We start from the raw sequence: 19,543 nt of genomic DNA, 5'->3' as shown, positions 1-19,543 counted from the left end.
CACGGCAGCGCGTCGGTTTCAGCCAGTTGTGGCCGGTGCTGGTCAGCGTTTACCCTGAATGATCCGGTCAAGAATCATGGAGCAGATCAGAATGGCAAAGCCGGCCAGAATACCTTCGCCGGTGGAGGCGTACTGCAATGCTTCAAGTACATCTTCACCCAGACCTTTCGCGCCGATCAGGGAGGCGATAACGACCATGGCCAGGCTCATCATGATGGTTTGGTTAACCCCGGTCATGATGGTTTTGGCTGCCAGTGGCAGGTCTACCTTGAAGAGCAGGTATGCCGGTGTGGCGCCGAAGGAGATAGCCGCTTCGCGAACGTGTTCCGGAACACCCTGCAGGCCCAGTACTGTCAGGCGGATAACCGGCGGGCTGCCGAATACCAGTGTCGCCAGTATAGCGGCCGGTTTACCGGTACCGAAGAAGGCGATGATCGGGATCAGGTAGACGAACGACGGCATGGTCTGCATGAAGTCCAGCACTGGCCGGATAAAGGTATATACCCGCGGCTTGCGGGCACAGAGAATGCCCATTGGAATGCCCAGCGAGATGCTTACGCAGGCTGCTGCCCCCAGCAGGGAAACTGTGGCCATGGCTTTGTCCCAGAAGCCCAGAAAGCCCAGGTACATTAAACCGGCGACGGCAAAGATGGCGACTCTCGGCCCGGCACATTGCCACGCCAGCAGGGCGATGAACAGAATGACCACCGGCCATGGGGTGCCGACGAACAGAGTTTCCAGGCCATCAAGCAGTACCCGTACGCTGTCGGTAATGTTGTTAAAGAAACCGCTGCCGGCAACTGTGGCGTAGTCAAACCATTCTTTCAGGCCGGAGCTGACTCCGGTCCGGAAGCCCTCCGGTGCGGGGAAGGTTTGCAGGGCCGTCCAGCTGGTTGGGAAGGAAAACTGTGCCGATGCCAGCCCGTAGACGGTTGTTACGATAGCCAGCCCGGTGATGCCGCGTAATACGGAAATACCGTGGGGCAGATAGCGGTCGGAGCGCCACAGGGTAAAGTGTTTTTCCAGCGCCTGGTTGGCGATTAAGCCCTGAATCAGTTTAAACACAGCCATCAGTACCAGACCGAAAATCAGCAGCGACATACGCTCGGTTTCCAGCGCCTGTGCCTGTTGCAGGGCCTGCTGTACGGCATTTTCCAGTGAGCTGACAATGCGGGTCAGGCCTTCAATGTTACCGGTACCGGTTTCAATGGCGGTGGCAAGCTGTTCCCGGCGCTGTTCCAGTGTGGCGCTGATACGTTCAGCCCGCAGTTTGGATTCAGCCCCCAGGTCACTGAACAGGCCCAGTGAGATCTGAATACAGGCAAAGGCTTCCAGCAGGACGAATACCAGAAACCAGTTCCATAATCCCCGGGCGGCAAACCATACCGGGCCCAGTAATGCGGCCATCAGGTTGAAGCTCAGGATAAAGCGGTTAGCACCGCTGATCCGTGCAAAGGCCTGCCGGTAGTAGGGGCTGTTTTGTACGCAATACTGATCGACCAGTTCGTTAACTGCCTGTTGGTAGGCTGCTGTGTTTTTGTCAGCCGCGGCATTCGCTGTGTGTTGGGTGGTGCTGTTCATTCTGAACCTCCGTTGCCCTGAATGCCGCGCATAATGTCTACTCTGTCGATTACGCCGACGGTTTGTCCGGCGTCTTCAACAATGATTGCGCCGGGCCATTCAATGGCGGTGTCGATCAGGGTATTCAGGTCGGCATCCGCGCTGACTTTCGGGGCGTTCTGCGCCAGCGGGCCAAATTCGGCAATATACGCTTCGGGGTTTTGCATCAGTGACGCGGCATGGACAAATTTGAGCCGGGAGATACTGGCGACAAAGTCCGCTACATAATCATCGGCAGGGTTGGTCACAATGTCTTCCGGGGTGCCGATCTGAATGATGCGGCCGTCTTTCATGATGGCGATCCGGTGGCCGATGCGGATGGCTTCATCAAGATCATGGGTGATAAACAGGGTGGTTTTTTTCATCACCCGGGCCAGCTGCATGAACTGATCCTGCAACTGACGGCGAATCAGAGGATCCAGTGCGCTGAAGGGTTCGTCCATCAGCAGCACCTGAGGGTCGGCGGCAATTGCCCGGGCCAGGCCGACCCGCTGCTGCATACCGCCGGAGAGTTCATGGGCGTATTTGTCTTCCCAGCCGTTCAGTTCGACCAGTTCCAGTACCCGGTCGGCTTCCTGCCAGCGGGTGGCTTTGGGCAGGTCGCGGATTTCCAGAGGCATGGCGACGTTATCCCGCACGGTGCGGTGGGGCATCAGGCCGAAGTTCTGAAAGACCATCGCAATGCGGCGGTTGCGCAGATCACGCAGCTGTTTGTCGTCCAGCCCGACAACATCATCGCCATTCACATGAATATGACCGGCAGACGGTTCCAGCAGACGGTTTACATGACGTACCAGGGTGGATTTGCCGCTGCCGGATAAGCCCATGATGCAGAAGATTTCACCTTCTGCCACTTCAAAGCTGGCGTCTGCCACGCCGACCACGCAATTATATTCTTCCAGTACCTGTTGCTTGCTGATGCCATGTTCCTGCACCGCCTGCAGTGCTTCGCGCCAGCGGTCGCCGAAGATCTTCCAGACCCCGCTGACCTGAATAGCCGGCTGCTCGGTTAGTGTATTCACCGCTACTTCCTTCTTATTCTGTGTGTTTCTGCTGGCCTGCCGCTTCGGGGAGAAGCGACAGGTCCCGGTGACAGTGGCCCTGTGGTGGGCCCTGTTCTGACTGTCTGTGCTAAAGACCTGTGCGGGCCTCAGAGGCCCAGCCATTTATCGACAGTTGCGCTGTTGGCATCGACCCAGGCTTTAGCCACGTCGGCCGGTGCCTGTTTTTCAATGACCACTGCATGGGTCATGGCGCTGATGGCCTGGTTGTCCAGATCGATATTTTTCAGGAAGTTCGCCACTTCCGGTGCACGCTGTTCCAGTGATTTAGAATAGGCGACCCGGACGGTTTTTTTCGCATCACCGCTGCTGATGTGAGATTTAGCGAACCATTCAGGGTCCTGATCAGGCTGAACCATGCGGTAGGTGTCAGGATTATTTTCCGGCTCTTCTACCATGGTCACGTCGTAGAGTTTGTGAACGTAGTGAGGGTTGTAGCAGTAGAACACCACGCCCTGACGTTTCTTGATGGCAGCAGAAATTTTGGCGTAGAACACCGCTTCATCTTCGGTGGTCGGCTCGAGAAAGTCCTCAATGCCGTAATCCCGTACTTTGACCTGATTGATTTTGGTTGAGCCCCAGCCCGGTGCACCGACCCAGATTTCCCCTTTGCCGTCGTTGTTCAGGTCGAACAGTTTTTGAGCTTCAGGGGTGGCCAGGTCATAAATAGAGCTGATGCCGTGCTCGGTTTTCATATAGGTCGGCATACAGAAGCCGCTGACCCCTTCATAAGAGCCTTCGCTGAGGTTGACGGTGCCGTTTTCAACCACATATTTGTCGGTGAAACTTTGCTGGTTAGGCAGCCATACATCCGGGTGTACATCGATATCACCGCGGCCTTTATCCATACCGGCGTAAATCGCGGCGTTAGCCCCCGGTGCCAGGCCGACTTCAGCACCAAGCTTTTCACTGGCTACGACCTGAATCACGTTAGCGATGATTTTGGCCCCCGGCCAGCTGGGTTCGCCGACGGTAATTTTATCCGTCGCATGGGCCTGACTGAGCAGCAGACCTGAAGCACTGAGGGCGACCAGCAGAGGTTGACGTAAAGATTTCATGTTTCACTCCGGTTGTTATTGTTGGTTTAGGTGTTCGGTTTGTTAAAGCAATCCCGGTGGTTAACCGTTATTGCCTTGCTTTATGACGTTGCGGGTCAATGAACGGCAGTTCACAGACCGTAGCACTGAGGCGTTTCATGTGACCGTCGAGCCGGCCTATTTCAAGCATGGTACCGGCCGCTGCCAGTTCAGTGGCGACCCGCGCCATGGCGATAACCTGTTGCAGTTCCGGTGAACGGGTGGCGCTGGTGATCGTGCCTACCGGCTGACGCTCAAGGAAAATGTGATCACCGTGCTGGGGCAGTTCGTCCCCCTGTATTTTCAGGCCGACCAGCTGTTTGCGAGGCGCCTGACGGTTACGATCAATGGCTGCACGGCCGGTGAATTCGGTGTTGCGCATATCAATAGCAAACCCCAGACCGGCTTCATCCGGTTCTGTCTCGCCACCGAACTCGGCACCGCTGATCATCAGGGCGGCTTCGATTCTGAGCATTTCCAGTGCATCACCGCCCATTGGGCTGACCCCGAGATCTTCTCCGGCAGCAAACACCGCATCCCACAGTGCGACCGCATCACGGTGATCGCAGAACAGTTCATAACCCAGTTCACCGGTAAAGCCACTTCGGGTGAGCATGAAGGGAATACCGTCCCGGTCATGGGTGCGGGCAATGGCACAGCCGAACCATTTAATGTTATTCAGATCCGGCTGAGCGGGTTGGGTAAACACCAGCCGTTGCAGCAGTTCACGGCTTTTCGGCCCCTGGATGGCCAGGTTGCAAAGCTTGAGCGTGAGATCTCTGATCCAGACTTTAAGGTTATTTTCCCGGGCGAGGCTCTCCAGTTGCCGGGCGGATTCGTCGCTGCCGCAGCACCAGCGGAACAATTGCGGGGCCAGCCGGAACAGGGTGCCGTCATCAATGACCGCGCCCTGTTCTGAGCAGAGCAGGGCATAGTAGCCACGGTGCACGGACAGTCGGCTGATGTCCCGGGTCAGTGCAAGTTGTAACAGCCGTTCGGCATCCGGTCCGTAGACGTCCAGTTTCCGCAGGTTGGACATGTCCTGTACGGTGACGTTGTTCCGGCAATTCCAGTATTCAGCAATGCTGCCGGTACTGTCGAAGGCCTGAGGTACCCAGTAGTTACGGGCATTATGGAAACGCTTGGTCAGTGCGCTGGTACGCGGATGAAAAGGGGTTTCGGTACTCATAAACGGGGTCGACTCCGGTAAGGATCGGTAAGCAACAGAGCGGGGAATGGCCGCATCCGGACGGTAAATGCGTATATGTATTTCGGTTGGGTTCCAGCCGTTGATCGGATCAATGTCGTCCGGGCAGGCAGTGCTGACGCAGGTGAGATCAGTGAGGGCCTGCATCAGGACATAATCCCCGGGCCGGGACCAGGATTCATCGGAACCAAGCCGGTGGCTGTCGGGATCAATCCAGGAGTTAAAGAAAAAGTTAATGGCCGGCCAGGCCCGGCGGGGCTGGATGCCGTAAGGTGCATAGGCGGCAGAGATATTGTCGGAGCAGTTCACATGGCCGGGAAAGCCCCGTTCTGCGTAGCCAAATTCTGTGCAGGCCAGCGCGAAGGTATCGTGACGGCCGGCGGTGTCCTGTACAACCGCCAGCAGTGGCTTCATATCCTGATCATAAAACTTGTCGTGCAGCCCTGGCTGAGGGTATGCACCGGCCGCCAGTGAACGGCTGACGGTGGAGTCAATAAAGCGTTCTCTGCCTTCTGCAAGTGCTGCTGAATTCATGGCCATAAAGTCGGAGCACTGGCGACCTTCCACATCGATGATCTGGATGTATTCACCTTTTTTAACTGTGTAGGCTTTGGCGGTGGCACGGGGGATGCGGAATTCATCCCGAACAGGCCCCAGTGGCTCTGGCAGTGGCTGATCGCTATTGGTTTCAGCCCGCTGAATACTGATATGGGCGACTGACCGGGGTTGTTCACTGCCGTCCACCAGTTGGTTGCTGGTGGCGGAGAGGGCAATGATCAGGCAGTAATCCTGTGCCGCCTGAATAATCAGGGGACGTTCTGTGTCTGCCAGCATATCCCGGCTTAGCGTACGGAAGCTGAGATCCTGTAATCGCAGTTGCCGCGCCTGCAACCGGGGTTGTATTGCCAGCGGGTTAAATTGTTCAGCAGCCTGCGCTGTTTCTGGCATGGCTTGCAGGAATTCTGGCTGGTAGGAGACCGTGCTGAGGCTGGCAGAGTCAGTGCTGTTGCTGGTCAGTGCTGAGAACAGCAGTGTACTGTCTGTAAGGTGCGCATTCAGCGACAGCAGATCGCCTTTACGCAGGCTGACCCAGTGGCAGCTTCCCGGGTTGAGTTGCAGCGTTTCCTGGGTATCCGGTTGTGGAAAGCCGGGATACAGGGCGGAGGTGTCCAGCCCGCCCCGTGCAGGTTCCCAGATAAGTGTTGTTGCATCAGCCATGGCAGGGCTCTTTTAATCAGATTATGTGGATGATGAATGGCTGCATTTAGTCGTTTTGAGTAAATGTAACCGGTTACATTTGTATTTAACTTAATCCCGGTTCAGCCTCTTTGCAAGCCCTGCAGTTAAAAAAACAGGTGAAAATTTGTACAGACGGATGAGTAAGGAGAGCCCTGATTGCTGATGTAACAGTTACATTTTGAGCTGTCGGTGTGCTGCTGGCTCCGGCTGCCGGGAGATTGTTCCATTAAAAGGTATGGTTAACGAAAAGGCAGAGAAAGAGGAGACGGACAGCTAAAAATAAAAAGGATACCCGCAGGTATCCTTATAAAATTCAGATGGCCATTCAGGCCGGAGTGATCCGGTGGATCAGCTGAACTCGGCCCAGATCGGTGCGTGATCTGACGGTTTTTCCATGCCGCGGATATCGTAGTCGATATTTGCGTCGGTGCAGCGTTCATACAGTGACTTGGTCACCAGTACCGCATCTATGCGCAGACCGCGTTTCGGCTCTGCCTCAAAACCACGGCTGCGGTAGTCAAACCAGCTGAACAGGGCATCTTCGGTTGGGTGAATTTTCCGGAAGGTATCCTGCAGACCCCATCCCAGCAGGGTCGCCAGCCATTCACGTTCTTCCGGCTGAAAGCTGGTTTTACCGGTTTTCAGCCAGCGCTTACGGTTAGGTTCGCCAATACCGATATCAATGTCTTCGCTGGAAATGTTCAGGTCACCCATGACGCAGACATTTGCATCCGGGGAGCAGTGTTCATTCAGATGAATCTGCAGGTCAGCATAGAACTTACGCTTGGCCGGATACTTGGTTTCATGGGCGATATTTTCACCCTGCGGGAAGTAGCCGTTCAGTACGGTGACAGTTTCACCGTCGATGTCGTATTCGCCGATAATCATACGGCGCTGAGCGTCTTCTTCATCGGTGGCAAAGCCCATCTGGATGCTGACCGGTGGCTTCTTGGAAATCAGGCAAACACCGTAGTGGCCTTTCTGGCCATGGAACTCAACGTGGTAGCCCAGGTCGGTGATCATCTCTACCGGAAATTCTTCGTTATGTACTTTAATTTCCTGAATACCGATAACGTCTGGCTGGTGCTTGTCGATGAGGGCTTTGATCTGGTGAGGACGTGCACGCAAGCCATTGATGTTGAAAGAGATGAGTTTCATTGTAAATCCGTAAGGCTGAATCGAAAGGCACTAAGTTACTCTGCGCATCGCTAAAGATCAATCGCCTGTCACTCTGGTTACCGGGATGGTTGCCGGGAAGTTTTGTTTATAGCTTTTGGTAATTTTTAAAATGGATGTTTATAAGTGATTGCTATAAGTATTGTTGATTATCTTTATTGGCAGTTAGTCGTCCAAACAGGTAGATTAGCGTCTTTATATGACCGCAGGTTGTCGCGGTTTAGATTGATATTCGCAGCGCAGTACGTGGCGTAACAGAAAAGAGGAATAATTGTGGCAGAGTTTGATTTTGATCTGTTTGTAATTGGTGCCGGTTCAGGCGGTGTACGTGCCGGACGTATGGCTGCTGCCATGGGTGTAAGAGTAGGTATGGCTGAGGACCGCTATATGGGCGGTACCTGTGTAAACGTGGGTTGTGTACCGAAGAAACTGTTTGTTTACGGTTCTCACTACCATGAAGATTTTGAAAATGCAGCGGGCTTCGGCTGGGATGTTAAAGCGAACGGCTTTGACTGGCCGACTCTGCGTGATAACAAGACTAAAGAAATTGAGCGTCTTAACGGTATTTACCGCAATATGCTGAAGAACGCTGGCGTGAACCTGATTGAAGGCCGCGCACGCATTACCGGCCCGAATTCAGTTGAGGTATCCGGGCAGACCTATACCGCTGAGCGGATTCTGATTGCTACCGGTGGCTGGCCGTTCGTTCCTGAGTTCGAAGGCAGCGAACACGCGATTACCTCAAACGAAGTGTTCTATCTGGATGAGTTCCCGAAACGTGCCCTGGTTGTGGGCGGCGGTTATATCGCGGTTGAGTTTGCCGGTATCTTTGCCGGTCTGGGTGCTGAAACGTCTCTGATTTACCGGGGTGATATGTTCCTGCGTGGCTTTGATGAAGAAGTGCGCCGTTTCACCGCTGAAGAAGTGGCGAAGAAGAACGTTAACCTGCGCTTCAACAACAACATCAGCAAGATCGAAAAACAGGCTGATGGCAGCCTGCTGGCACACATGACGGATGGTACAACCCTGGAAGCGGATACCATTCTGTATGCAACTGGCCGGGTGCCAAATGTTACGGATCTGGGCCTGGAAACAGTTAATGTTGAACAGCAGAAGAATGGCGCGATCGTGGTAAACGATAATTTTGAAACCAGCGAGCCGTCTATTTATGCGATTGGTGATGTTATCGACCGTGTTCAGCTGACGCCGGTTGCTCTGGCTGAAGGCATGGCGCTGGTGCGTAATCTGTTCGGTGGCCTGGATCAGAAGGTGGATTACAACCTGATTGCGACGGCGGTATTCTGCCAGCCAAATATCGGTACTGTTGGTCTGACCGAAGAGCAGGCCCGTGAGCAGTATACGAATGTGGATGTTTACAAGTCTTCTTTCCGGGCGATGAAGCATACACTGAGTGGCAGTGACGAGAAGACCTTCATGAAGATGCTGGTGGACCGTGATACCGATAAGGTGCTGGGTATTCACATGGTAGGTGCTGATGCCGGTGAAATCATTCAGGGTATGGCTGTTGCGCTGAAAGCCGGTGCAACCAAAGCGGTATTCGATTCCACCATCGGTATTCACCCAACCTCTGCTGAAGAGTTTGTCACCATGCGTGAGCCGGCTAAGTAAAGCGGTTTCACCGGGTTATAAAAAAACGCGCCGGATGGCGCGTTTTTTTTCGTAAGCAGTCGCAGGGCAGTGGGGGTCAGCCAGCTACCTGTACCTGATCGCGGCCGTTGGCTTTTGCCTGATAAAGGGCTGCATCGGCACGGCTTGTACAGGCTTCCGGGGTTTCGCCCGGAATCAGCTCAGCCACACCGAATGAGGATGTGATAGAGCTGATAACTTCGCCGGATTTCTTCTGTTTAATCCGGATCGCTTTGATTTTGCCACGGATAGTTTCGGCAAGTTCAGCCGCCGCGGTTGTGTCTTTACCGGGCATCAGTACCGCAAATTCTTCACCGCCAAAACGCACCGGTAACAGTGGGGGCAGGCAGAGTTCCTTAACCATTTTACCGACGTACTGCAGGACCTTGTCGCCCATCAGGTGGCCGTAGGTGTCGTTAAATTTCTTGAAGTGATCGATATCGATCATCACCAGCGTGACTTTGGCATCCTGGCTGCTGGCGATCTGACTGAATTCCATGTCGAACACCCGGCGGTTGAACAGGCCGGTAAGGGAATCAACACTGGCATCCTGTCGGGATTTCTCCAGTTCCTGCTTGAGGGTGGCAATTTCCGCCTGAGCTTCGTCGATCTTGCTCTGGAACTGTTTGGTGGTTTCGCTCATTGCCTGGGTGTTTGCTGTCAGCTTTTCAATGATGCCGGCAACATTTTCGTCCTGGTCAATAAAGTGGCTGGCCTGCAGTGCCTGCAGGCTGTCTTCAAGAACGTCATTAAACGCTTCGGTATTCTGAATGGTGCTGCTGGCTTCGTTTTCCAGGCTTCCCATCACAGCCATCAGTGCAGTTTGCAGATCTTCTGCGTTATCGATTTCTTCTTTAATGAGGAAATCCCGGAACATTTGTTCACTGATAATGCTGGGGCAGGTACCGTAGGTTTCCAGAGCTTTGTCCATCTGGGTGTTAAGACCCGGGATAACGTTGGAGACGTAGGCATACCAGAGTGAATAATTCAGCGGGTTGGGCGGGATGCTGTATTTAACCATCAGGGGGATGGCCTGACGGAGGCATTCTGCAGCCTGATTTGGATTATCTGCGAACTTCATACGACCTCTTCTGCGAGTGCAATCGTTATATCAACAAGTACAACAATCAAACATGAACCTGATTTTCTACTTAGTAGTTATCTATCGGCTTGATTTGGCGGAACTTTATAGTTTATTGAAAATAATTAAACAACTGTTTTAAAGCCCGGATGCGCTATTTTTTCGATCCTCGCATGAGGTTAAGCAATGCTGAAATAAGACTATAGGTTAAGGTGGGCGGTTTGAACAATATTAAATTGGATATTTGATGCAGATCAGACACTTACCTGTGTTTAGGTGGCGCTTTTGTCAGAAGGGGGTATCGATGTGCCCCATGGAACAGTGCAGTGGCGAGATCAGATTGCAAATGAGGGTACGCACAGAGTCTGCCGGTGAAAGACGATTCACCGGCAGCAGGGGGGATTATTCGTCGGCGGTGAGGGTGACTTTGTGCTGAATCGGCTGCAGTGCCTGCTTAAGGTCATCCAGCTGTTGAGCTTCTATCCGGCCATGAATGACCAGTTGTTCTTCAAAGAGCCGTTCTTCTACCTGAATGCTGAAACGGGCGATCAGTTGCTCCAGGTCGCCGGTGAGGTCATAGCCGGCGCTCAGGCTGATTGCAGACTGAGGGACGACTTCTTCGGTCTCCAACAGGCGGATACTTTCATTCAGGCTTTGGCCGTAGGCCCGGACCAGCCCGCCGGTACCCAGTTTTACGCCGCCAAAGTAGCGGGTAACCACCGCACAGATTTGTCCCATCCCGGAATGGCGCAGAATGTTAAGCATGGGCTGGCCGGCGGTACCTTTGGGCTCTCCGTCATCACTGCAGTTCCACTGTTGCGGGTCTTCGGGGTAGCCCGCAACATAGCTCCAGCAGTTATGGTTGGCCTTGGGGTGCTGGCGGCGAATGCTGTCGATAAAGGCTTCTGCTTCTGCCCGGCCTGTAACCGGCGCGATATAGCAGATAAACCGGCTGTGCTTGATGATGATTTCACTGCTGACAGCAGCGCTGGGGCGCAGGTAGGTTTTCATTTCAGTACTTGATTATTGCTGTCTATGTGGCGTACAAGCAGGTTCAGATGACCAAACCAGGCGTGCTTGCTCAGTTCAGTATTCAGCTGCTGTTGCAGGTGTGGCAGGTCATACGCAACGGTATCCTGCTGGTTGAGTTGCAGGTCAATTTCAATAGCGTCGGTATGGTAATGCAGACCAAGGCGGTGAATTTTCAGCTCAGTTGCATCATACCGGTCCAGAATGGCGAAAAGACAGCGGCTGATTTCAACCCGGTTGGGCAGAACCTGGCAATAGTTCTCGGCTTCATCATCATAGGTGTCGATGTGGAAGATCACGTGCTTGATGTCGGGAAAACGGGCCCGTAGCCGGTACACTGCCATATCGCCGATAAAATGGCCCTCTGAGGCGCTCAGATAGGGCGCTATCTGCAGATGTACTTCCAGCAGAATGTGGCTGGCCATCCGGCGGCTTTTGAAACTGTGTACGCTGAGTATGCCCTCAACCTGCATAATTTCATCGGTATAGGCCTGGACATCTTCTTCCGGTAAAGCTGTATCTAGCAGCTCCTGAACACATTTCCAGCTCAGTTCAATACCGATTTTAGCAACGATGAAGCCCACCAGAATGGCTGCCACCGCATCCAGCCAGGCGAAGCCACTCATGGCTCCCGCAATGCCGACAAATACGATGACGGATGAAAGGGCGTCTGTGCGGCTGTGCCAGGCGTTGGCGATCAGCAGATCGGACTTCAGTTTTTTCCCGACTGCCAGGGTGTAGCGGAAGATTGCTTCCTTGGCGAGGACTGATATTGCCGCGACCAGTAATGTCGGCCATTCCGGGATCAGTAGCTGAGTACCGCTGATCAGGATGTGCAGACTGTCGTAAGCGATGGCGCCGGCTACCAGAATCAGCAGGCCGCCGAGAATAATTGTCCCCAGAGTTTCGAACCGGGCATGTCCCCAGGGATGTTCTTTATCCGGTTCCTGGTGGGAATACTTCAGAATGACGATGACCATAAAGTCGGTCAGCAGATCTGAAAGGGAATGAATGCCGTCGGCAACCAGAGCACTGGAGTGGGCAATGCTGCCTATAACGATTTTCAGGGCGCCCAGCACTGCATCGAGTACAGCGCCGATCAGGGTGATTTTCTGTGCTTCTGATTGTGGGGTCATAATCTGAATAATAGCTGCTATCGGGCAGCTTCGTCTGAATCCGGAGGGGGCATACTAATGTGTCTGGTTGGCGGGCTCCAGCGCCGGGATCAAAAAGGCGTAAAAAAATATCAAAAAAATGCGTTTTTCGGGTTGACTTGGCTCTGTCACAGAGCTGACGCGGTTTTGCAATATAGTGTGGGAAAAATACCGCTTTAGCCAGAAAAAATCCATTTTGCTGTTTGTAAGTATTTGATAAATATAAAATAAAACAAATGGTTAAAAAATGATCAGTTTGTGTGTATCAGCACTGTTATGGGGGCGTTGGCGGTTTTTTGAACGGCTACCCACAGCGTTATCCACAAGATATGTGAGTAGATCTTTTCAGGCCCTGTACTGCCGGGGTTTGGGTGCCGGTTGGGGAAAAGATTTATAGCCAGGCAACTGTTTTTACTGATGCCGGTAAAGGCAGCAAAAACAGGATGTTATCCGGGTGTTTTTTTAGCAACTTATACGACTAACGGATAAGAGGTGGTTATGTTATCCGGGGCGGGTAAGCCCTATGATGGCGAAAACTTCTGAAACCTGTCTGCAACGGAGTACAGACCTGCTTATGAACAGCCCGGATACAGTTGCTATCTTCTTACCCCTGGGGCTTTTTGCCGTGATGTTTGCCGTGGGGCTGTCACTGTCGGTTAAAGATTTCAGCGCGTTACTGTCGCGACCTGGTGTGCTGGTGCTGGGAGGGCTGTTGCAGTTAGTGTTGCTGCCCTTGCTGGGGTTGGCTGTGGTGGCTTTATTTGGGCTGCCGGCTGTTTTGGCGGCGGGCCTGATGATTGTTACCTTCGCACCGGGAGGTGCCACTTCTAATCTGATATGTTTGCTGTGCCGGGCGGATACTGCATTGTCGGTCAGCCTGACTGTTTTATCCGGGCTGATTATTCCTTTTACCTTACCTGTGCTCAGTGTGCTGGCCCTGCAGCAGTTGCAGTTGGGCAATTTAGCCATTGATTTTCCGGTGGGGGCGACAATCGGTAAGCTGCTGGCGATCGGTGTTTTGCCGGTGATACTGGGAATGCTTTGCCGTCACTGGCAAACCGGGTTTTGTATTCGGGCACAGCGCTGGATAAAAGCCGCCGCTGCTTTGGTTATGCTGGTGGTGGTAATAACACTCACGGCCGCTCAGATTCAGGGGCTGATGCAATTGCTCCCGGTACTGGCGCCGGCGATTTTAACCCTGGCCACCGGCGCAATGTTACTGGCGTATATGGCCGGCCATAAGCTGAGAGTGGGGACGCCCCGGGCACTGACGCTGGCGATTGAGACGGGAATCCAGAATGCGGGCACAGGCTTGGTGATTACAGCAGTGGTTTTGCAGAATAATGAAATGTCCGTTGCGGTTCTCCTGTATGGGATATTTATGCAGGTGCCGGCACTGGGGCTGATCATCTGGCGTAACCTGCCGGGCCGTTCCGGGCACAGTCCAGCGATTTTACGTTGAGTTGTTCTAGGCTGAGACGCGTTTTAGCTATCACTATGAGGCGTATTGCCGGTATCTGTTGTTTCAGGGGCTGGCGGTTAGCCGAATTTGCACTAGGGTTTATCAGGTCAGGTGCTGTCATAAGGCCCTGATATGCGGGCTGATGGCAGTGATTTCTGTTTTGAGAAACAGCTACCGGTGATTTTGCAGGTGCAGCGTGATGATTCCTGTAGAAGAGGATTATTGTATAGACCTTAGTGGGAGTATCCGCCTAAGGGATAGTATTTTATTATCCGGTGCCACAAGCTTTTTCGGTCATAATCAGTATAATCAGCGCCACAAATTCCATCCTGGGCGGTAATTCTGCTTCGTTAATAACGAAAGCTGGTTCATTTACCCAGATGGATGCTGCAGCAACTAAACTGCAGAAGCTCTTTACCCAGTGCTGTTACCGCCGGCGGGATTTCGGTTCTGCCGATTTGTTGCGGTGCAGTGTTGATAGCAGCGTTAATGTCCAGGTTTAAATGGCGGAGATTTATGACCTCGAAAACTGTTGATGTATTACTGGTGGGTGCCGGTGCGATGAGCACCACGTTGGGTGTGCTGCTTAAACAGCTTGATCCTTCCATGAAGATTGCCATGGTCGAGCGTCTAGACCACGTGGCGAATGAAAGTACCGATGCAATGAACAATGCCGGTACGGGCCATGCGGCATACTGTGAACTGAACTACACAGCGTTGCAGAGCGATGGCAGTGTCAGTACTGATAAAGCTTTTAACATTAACGCGTCTTTTGAAGCCAGTCTGCAGTTCTGGTCCTATCTGGTTGAGCAGGGCTGCCTGCCTGAGCCTGAACAGTTCATCAGCAACGTACCGCATCAGAGTCTGGTGTGGGGTGAAGAGAATGTTGCTTTCCTGCGTAAGCGTTATGCGGCCCTGAGCAAGAGTGCTCAGTTTGCCGATATGGAATATTCTGAAGATCCGGCTGTGCTGAATGAGTGGATGCCACTGGTGATGCAGAATCGCCCGACGGATGAGCCAGTAGCAGCTACCCGTGTGCGTTACGGTACGGATGTTAACTTCGGTTCTCTGGCCCGTAACATGGTGAATTACCTGCAGAAGCAGGATAACTTTGAGTTACTGCTGGGCCATGCGGTTGAAGATCTGTCCCAGTACAGCGATGGCGACTGGCGGGTTGAGCTTAAGTCTCTGAAGGGTAAAGAGACTAAACTGCGGGCTAAGTTTGTCTTCCTGGGTGCCGGTGGTGGTGCATTGCCACTGCTGCAGAAATCCGGCATCAGTGAAGGTGACGGTTACGGCGGATTCCCGGTAAGCGGTCAGTGGCTGGTATGTAATAAGCCGGAAATTGTTGAGCAGCACATGGCCAAGGTGTATGGTCAGGCGCCAATCGGTGCGCCGCCGATGTCTGTTCCACATCTGGACAGCCGGGTGATCGACGGTAAGCGTGCGCTGTTATTCGGGCCTTTCGCCGGTTTTACTACTAAGTTCCTGAAAGAAGGTTCTGTGCTGGATATGCCGCTGAGTGTGCGTCTGAATAACCTTAAGCCAATGATGTCGGTCGGTGCCAAGAATATGGACCTGACCCGTTATCTGATCAGCGAAGTGATGCAGTCACACAGTGACCGCGTGGATGCCTTACGCCGTTTCTTCCCGGATGCTAAAGATGAAGACTGGGAACTGTCTTATGCCGGTCAGCGGGTACAGATCATTAAGAAAGATGATAAGGGTAAGGGCAAACTGGAATTCGGTACCGAGGTTATTTCCTCTGCCGATGGCCGGCTGGCTGCGCTGCTGGGCGCTTCTCCGGGGGCGTCTACAGCTACCATGACCATGATTGATGTGATTCATCGCTGCTTCCCTGAGCAGGTTGCTACTCCAGAGTGGCAGGCCAAGCTGAAGCAGATGGTTGAGTCTTACGGTGAAGATCTGGTGGCAGATGATGAGCTGCTGCGCCGGATTCGTAAGCGTACCCTGTCTGTGCTGAAAATTGATGATCAGTACGGCGCTGAAGAGGCGTAAGTCTTTTTACTGAGTGACAAAAAACCGCAGCCGGGTGCTGCGGTTTTTTTTCGTCTGTATGTTTCAGGCCAGATGTAAGGTAGGGGGGCTCTGTAGGGGGCTTACTGCTTTCCTTACTGTTTTGCTGAAGCAGCCCGCTTGTGGATGCGTTAGCTGTCGCTCCGGTGCGCCATATAGCGTTCAATGGTATCCACCACTGCCTGGGTCTGGCTGTCGATTTCCAGATTGATGGTATCGCCGGGCTGAACAGTGCCGAAGGTGGTTACGGAGAGCGTCTCGGGAATCAGGTATACATTGAAGCCGTTGTCACTGACTTCACCGACAGTGAGGCTGCAGCCGTTCAGGGCGACAAAGCCTTTCGGCAGGATGTACTTCATAAATTCAGGTGCAACGTCAAACCACAGGATGCAGTTATCCGCCGGGGTGTCTTTGCTGCGCAGGCTGATCTGGCTGTGCACGTGGCCGGATAACAGGTGGCCACCGATTTCATCGCCAAAGCGCGCCGCCCGCTCAAAGTTTACTTTATCCCCCTGTTGCAGTGCGCCAAGGTTGGTTACCCGCAGGGTTTCCATGATGAGGTCAAAGTGGACCAACTGGCCGCTGAAGCCGGTAATGGTCAGGCAGGTGCCGTTGACGGCAATGCTGGCACCGGTTTGCAGGTTATCGCAACTGGCCTGTGGCAGCTCCAGTGTGAGCCGCATAAAGTTTTCCTGTCGTTCCAGTTGGGTGACAGTGGCGATGCCTTGTACGATACCTGTGAACATAGTTATCTCTCATCTGTAGGCAGCAGGCTGCCGGGGGATTAAGCTGTATTAACGTCAAGTGTCTTAGCTGAGATCTTTATATAGAGATCCACAGGATGGATTTCAAGGTATAAGATTGTAAAGAGTCTGTGCAGTTTTGCGCATGCACAGATGCCGGAACAAGGAATGAGGGAATCGTATGCATATTCTGATGAGTGGCGGAACAGGATTTATTGGTCAGGCGCTGGTGCCGGTATTGCTGGCTGAAGGTCATTCGCTGACGCTCTGGGTTCGCTCAGAAGCGAAACTGCGGCGTTTATTCGCAGACAGCGTCAGTGGTGTTACTTCACTGGATCACCTTGGGGATGATGTGCATATCGATGCGATCATTAATCTGGCAGGGGAAGGCATTGCGGATGCCCGCTGGTCAGAAGCACGTAAACAGTTACTGCTCAATAGCCGAGTTGCTGTGACGGATGCGCTGGTGGCGCTGGTTGAGCGTCTGCAGAATAAGCCGGCAGTTTTTCTCAGTGGTTCTGCTATCGGCTATTACGGCAGTCAGCCGTCTGACCGGGTGTTGTCTGAAGATGCTGAGCCCCATGATGAGTTTACCCATGAGCTTTGCCGGTGCTGGGAAGAGAGTGCGCTGCGGGCTGAAGCATCCGGTGTAAGGGTATGTCTGTTACGTACCGGAATTGTATTGGGTAAAGGCGGTGCGCTGGCGAAAATGCTCCCGCCGTTCCGGTTCGGGCTGGGGGGGCGGATTGCGTCCGGTGAGCAGGTGATGTCATGGATTCACCTTCAGGATGAACTGGCGATCATTGTGTATTTGCTGAAGCATTCAGAATGTTCCGGCGCGTATAACCTGACCGCTCCCGGTGCGGTCAGCAATGCCGAATTCAGTGCTGAGCTTGGAAGGGCGCTGCATCGTCCGGCGATATTACCCTTGCCCGGGTTTGTACCGGGGCTGATGCTGGGGGAAGGGGCTGTATTGCTGTTAAAAGGACAGCGGGTCTATCCGCAGCGCATAGAAGAGGCTGGCTACCGGTTCAGTTATCCTGAATTGCCGGCAGCCCTTGAAGCGGTTCTGGCTGACGGATAATCAGAGGGTTTGTAACAGCACCGACTGGCGTTCCCGGATTTTATAAAGGGCGTTGGCGAGCAGGTCACCGGCCCAGTCATCCGTATCGTGTTCATTAATATGGTTTTCAAGATCAATCAGCAGCAGCTCAAGGGTTTTGCTACCGCTGGCGTTGATCATGTCCATGCTGTTCTGTACTTCTTTATCCGGCCAGATGTACCGGGCCCATTCCAGCATCATTAGCCGGGCTTCCAGCGCCATGCCCTGATGACAGGCCTGTATGGTGGCGTTAAAGGCTTCTTCTTCAGCGAGCTGAATGGCCATCAGATCGGCTGCATCCAGTTCTTCTTCAACGGCTTCAGGAGCAGCGGTCTGGTCTTCTGTCAGAGGCATAGACGGTGCGAAGGGATCCTGTTTCATCTTGCGCAGCCGGGCAAAGGTATACAGCCAGCCCAGAGCACAGAGAATGCTGAAACCTGCTAACAGCCAGACAATGAAAGGCAGTGAGTTATCCTGCGGTGATGCCAGAGGGAGGGCCGGCGTTGTATCTGTGGCTGGAGCAGGGACAGGCTGCGCGTTAGCAGGCGCCGCTGGCTCTGTTGCCGTGTTTTCTTGCATTGCCGGGGCAGCAGTTGCTTTCTGAGCCGGTTCTGTCTGAGCCATTGTTTTAACGGCATCAGCCGGTGGCAGGCTTTCACCGATGCTGATCGGTGCAGCACCTGGAATCACCCGCAGGATGGCACTTGGCAAGGTAGCTCTTTCATTACGGTCACGTTCGGTGTTCCACCAGGGAATCACGATTTGTGGCAGGGTTACTTCACCCCGTTCGGTGGGGATAATGGTAATGACTTCCGTCCGGCTGCTTACCAACCCTGCGCCGGTGACTTCTTCATTCAGGGTAACTTCTTCAATGGCAATACGTGCCAGTTCGTTTCGCAGGGGCATCAGTGAAGGCAGATTGCTGGCAGGAACACCTTCAGCGCTGAGGGTAATTGTCCGTCTGATGGCGGCGCCCGGCACCAGTGGTTCAGGCATCTGCCAGTTTTCGGTAATGCTGGCTTTGCTGCTAGGTAACCAGAAACCGGGCGGATCCTGAGGCGCCTGGTTCAGAATGGCGATATTCAGTGGCGGGCTGGTTACCTCAGCTGCGCCGGGGCCGTTACGGAAACTGGCCTGAGGAATAACTAACTGGCCCGGCTGCAACGGGAATATTGCATAGTTATGTTCCAGTACCTGGTAGCTTTCTCCCTGAAAGCGGGTGGTGTACTGGCGGGGTTCTCCTAATGGCTTGACTTCGGCATTGTCCAGTTCCGGCTGTTGCAGGTGTGCAAGCTGTGCAAGGGGTTCCTGGTGAAATACCTTGATGCTGTAAAGCAACTGGCTGTTCACATATATTTCGTTGTTATCGACGTTGTGCTCAATGAACTCATTCTGTGGGGCAGCAGCTGCCGGGCGGTTCTGGGATGGCAGTACTGTCAGGGAAATGGTCGGGCTGACTTCATCGTTGATCAGTAATTCGGGAATCTGCAGTTCACCGCTTTTACGCGGGCGGAGCAATATCTGCCAGCGGCTGCTGTATGTGTTGTTGCCATTGGTGTGGCTGGAAACACTCATTTGCTTGCTGCCAAGGAAATGAAAATCTTTATTCAGGGGGGAAAAGTCCGGACGGCGGGCGCTCCGCTGATCCACTTCGACGGTCAGCAGGACGGTTTCATTTTCATTGATGGCATAGCGGTCGAGATAAACGCCTACCTGTGCCAGTAGCAGACCGGAATACAACAGGCTTAACGTGCCTGACAGAATGACAAAAAAATTAAGTAAGCGTTGCATACTGGCAGGTGAGATCCTGTTGCGCTGATAGTCTATATGCCGGCAGTTTCGGTCGCAGGCAGCGGAAGTTTAAGCTTAGGATTATAACGGGGTTTTCTGTAAATCCCAGTGGCCATGA

14 protein-coding genes are annotated in these 19,543 nt (G+C 53.4%); 4 read left to right on the top strand and 10 right to left on the bottom strand.

Annotated features, from left to right (window positions below):
• Window positions 1–42: 42 nt before the first annotated feature.
• The 5 genes from JYB63_RS05180 to xthA all read right to left on the bottom strand — a co-directional run bounded on the left by JYB63_RS05180 (window position 43) and on the right by xthA (window position 7,361).
• Entirely contained in the window at window positions 43–1,581 is a 1,539-nt protein-coding gene (locus JYB63_RS05180) for an ABC transporter permease (RefSeq protein WP_205656719.1), read from the bottom strand.
• Window positions 1,578–2,642: a quaternary amine ABC transporter ATP-binding protein gene (locus JYB63_RS05175; protein ID WP_205656718.1), complete on the bottom strand. Its 1,065-nt coding sequence runs from the start codon at window positions 2,640–2,642 to the stop codon at window positions 1,578–1,580. The genes JYB63_RS05180 and JYB63_RS05175 overlap by 4 nt, the downstream gene beginning before the upstream one ends.
• Window positions 2,643–2,770: 128 nt before the next feature.
• A complete protein-coding gene (locus tag JYB63_RS05170) occupies window positions 2,771–3,739 on the bottom strand; it encodes an ABC transporter substrate-binding protein (protein WP_205656717.1) in 969 nt (322 codons plus the stop codon).
• A 67-nt stretch (window positions 3,740–3,806) separates the two neighbouring features.
• Entirely contained in the window at window positions 3,807–6,182 is a 2,376-nt protein-coding gene (locus JYB63_RS05165; RefSeq protein WP_205656716.1) for a DUF1989 domain-containing protein, read from the bottom strand.
• Window positions 6,183–6,551: 369 nt separating this feature from the next.
• Window positions 6,552–7,361: an exodeoxyribonuclease III gene (xthA, locus tag JYB63_RS05160; protein WP_205656715.1), complete on the bottom strand. Its 810-nt coding sequence runs from the start codon at window positions 7,359–7,361 to the stop codon at window positions 6,552–6,554.
• Between the two features lie 291 nt (window positions 7,362–7,652).
• Here xthA and gorA point away from each other — a divergent pair, with 291 nt between their 5' ends.
• Window positions 7,653–9,008 (top strand): glutathione-disulfide reductase, encoded by a 1,356-nt coding sequence (gorA, locus tag JYB63_RS05155; RefSeq protein WP_205656714.1) that lies wholly within the window; start codon window positions 7,653–7,655, stop codon window positions 9,006–9,008.
• 76 nt (window positions 9,009–9,084) lie between these two features.
• Here gorA and JYB63_RS05150 read toward each other — a convergent pair whose 3' ends face one another.
• The 3 genes from JYB63_RS05150 to JYB63_RS05140 all read right to left on the bottom strand — a co-directional run bounded on the left by JYB63_RS05150 (window position 9,085) and on the right by JYB63_RS05140 (window position 12,272).
• Window positions 9,085–10,107, bottom strand: a complete 1,023-nt coding sequence (locus tag JYB63_RS05150; protein ID WP_205656713.1) for a GGDEF domain-containing protein — start codon at window positions 10,105–10,107, stop codon at window positions 9,085–9,087.
• Between the two features lie 402 nt (window positions 10,108–10,509).
• Entirely contained in the window at window positions 10,510–11,118 is a 609-nt protein-coding gene (locus tag JYB63_RS05145; protein WP_205656712.1) for a YigZ family protein, read from the bottom strand.
• Window positions 11,115–12,272: a cation diffusion facilitator family transporter gene (locus JYB63_RS05140; protein WP_205656711.1), complete on the bottom strand. Its 1,158-nt coding sequence runs from the start codon at window positions 12,270–12,272 to the stop codon at window positions 11,115–11,117. Before JYB63_RS05140 ends, JYB63_RS05145 begins: the two co-directional genes overlap by 4 nt.
• A 541-nt stretch (window positions 12,273–12,813) precedes the next feature.
• On the opposite strand from JYB63_RS05140, the gene JYB63_RS05135 reads away from it, so the two are divergent.
• Window positions 12,814–13,752: a bile acid:sodium symporter family protein gene (locus JYB63_RS05135; RefSeq protein ID WP_205656710.1), complete on the top strand. Its 939-nt coding sequence runs from the start codon at window positions 12,814–12,816 to the stop codon at window positions 13,750–13,752.
• Between the two features lie 516 nt (window positions 13,753–14,268).
• Window positions 14,269–15,771 carry a malate dehydrogenase (quinone) gene (mqo, locus tag JYB63_RS05130; protein WP_243431802.1) on the top strand — a complete coding sequence of 501 codons (1,503 nt, stop codon included), beginning with the start codon at window positions 14,269–14,271 and terminating at the stop codon, window positions 15,769–15,771.
• Between the two features lie 149 nt (window positions 15,772–15,920).
• Here the strand turns inward: mqo and JYB63_RS05125 are convergent, their stop codons facing one another.
• Window positions 15,921–16,535, bottom strand: a complete 615-nt coding sequence (locus tag JYB63_RS05125; protein WP_205656708.1) for a riboflavin synthase subunit alpha — start codon at window positions 16,533–16,535, stop codon at window positions 15,921–15,923.
• 178 nt (window positions 16,536–16,713) lie between these two features.
• Here JYB63_RS05125 and JYB63_RS05120 point away from each other — a divergent pair, with 178 nt between their 5' ends.
• Window positions 16,714–17,616: a TIGR01777 family oxidoreductase gene (locus JYB63_RS05120; RefSeq protein WP_205656707.1), complete on the top strand. Its 903-nt coding sequence runs from the start codon at window positions 16,714–16,716 to the stop codon at window positions 17,614–17,616.
• On the opposite strand, the gene JYB63_RS05115 is transcribed toward JYB63_RS05120, so the two are convergent.
• Complete coding sequence (locus JYB63_RS05115; protein ID WP_205656706.1) at window positions 17,617–19,425, bottom strand: BatD family protein; 1,809 nt, start codon at window positions 19,423–19,425, stop codon at window positions 17,617–17,619.
• Window positions 19,426–19,543: the final 118 nt, after the last annotated feature.

Source organism: Aliamphritea spongicola (assembly GCF_017051665.1).
Classification (GTDB): domain Bacteria; phylum Pseudomonadota; class Gammaproteobacteria; order Pseudomonadales; family Balneatricaceae; genus Amphritea; species Amphritea spongicola.
The sequence above is the reverse complement of the archived record's forward strand: the minus strand, read 5'-3'. Positions and strand labels throughout refer to the sequence as shown.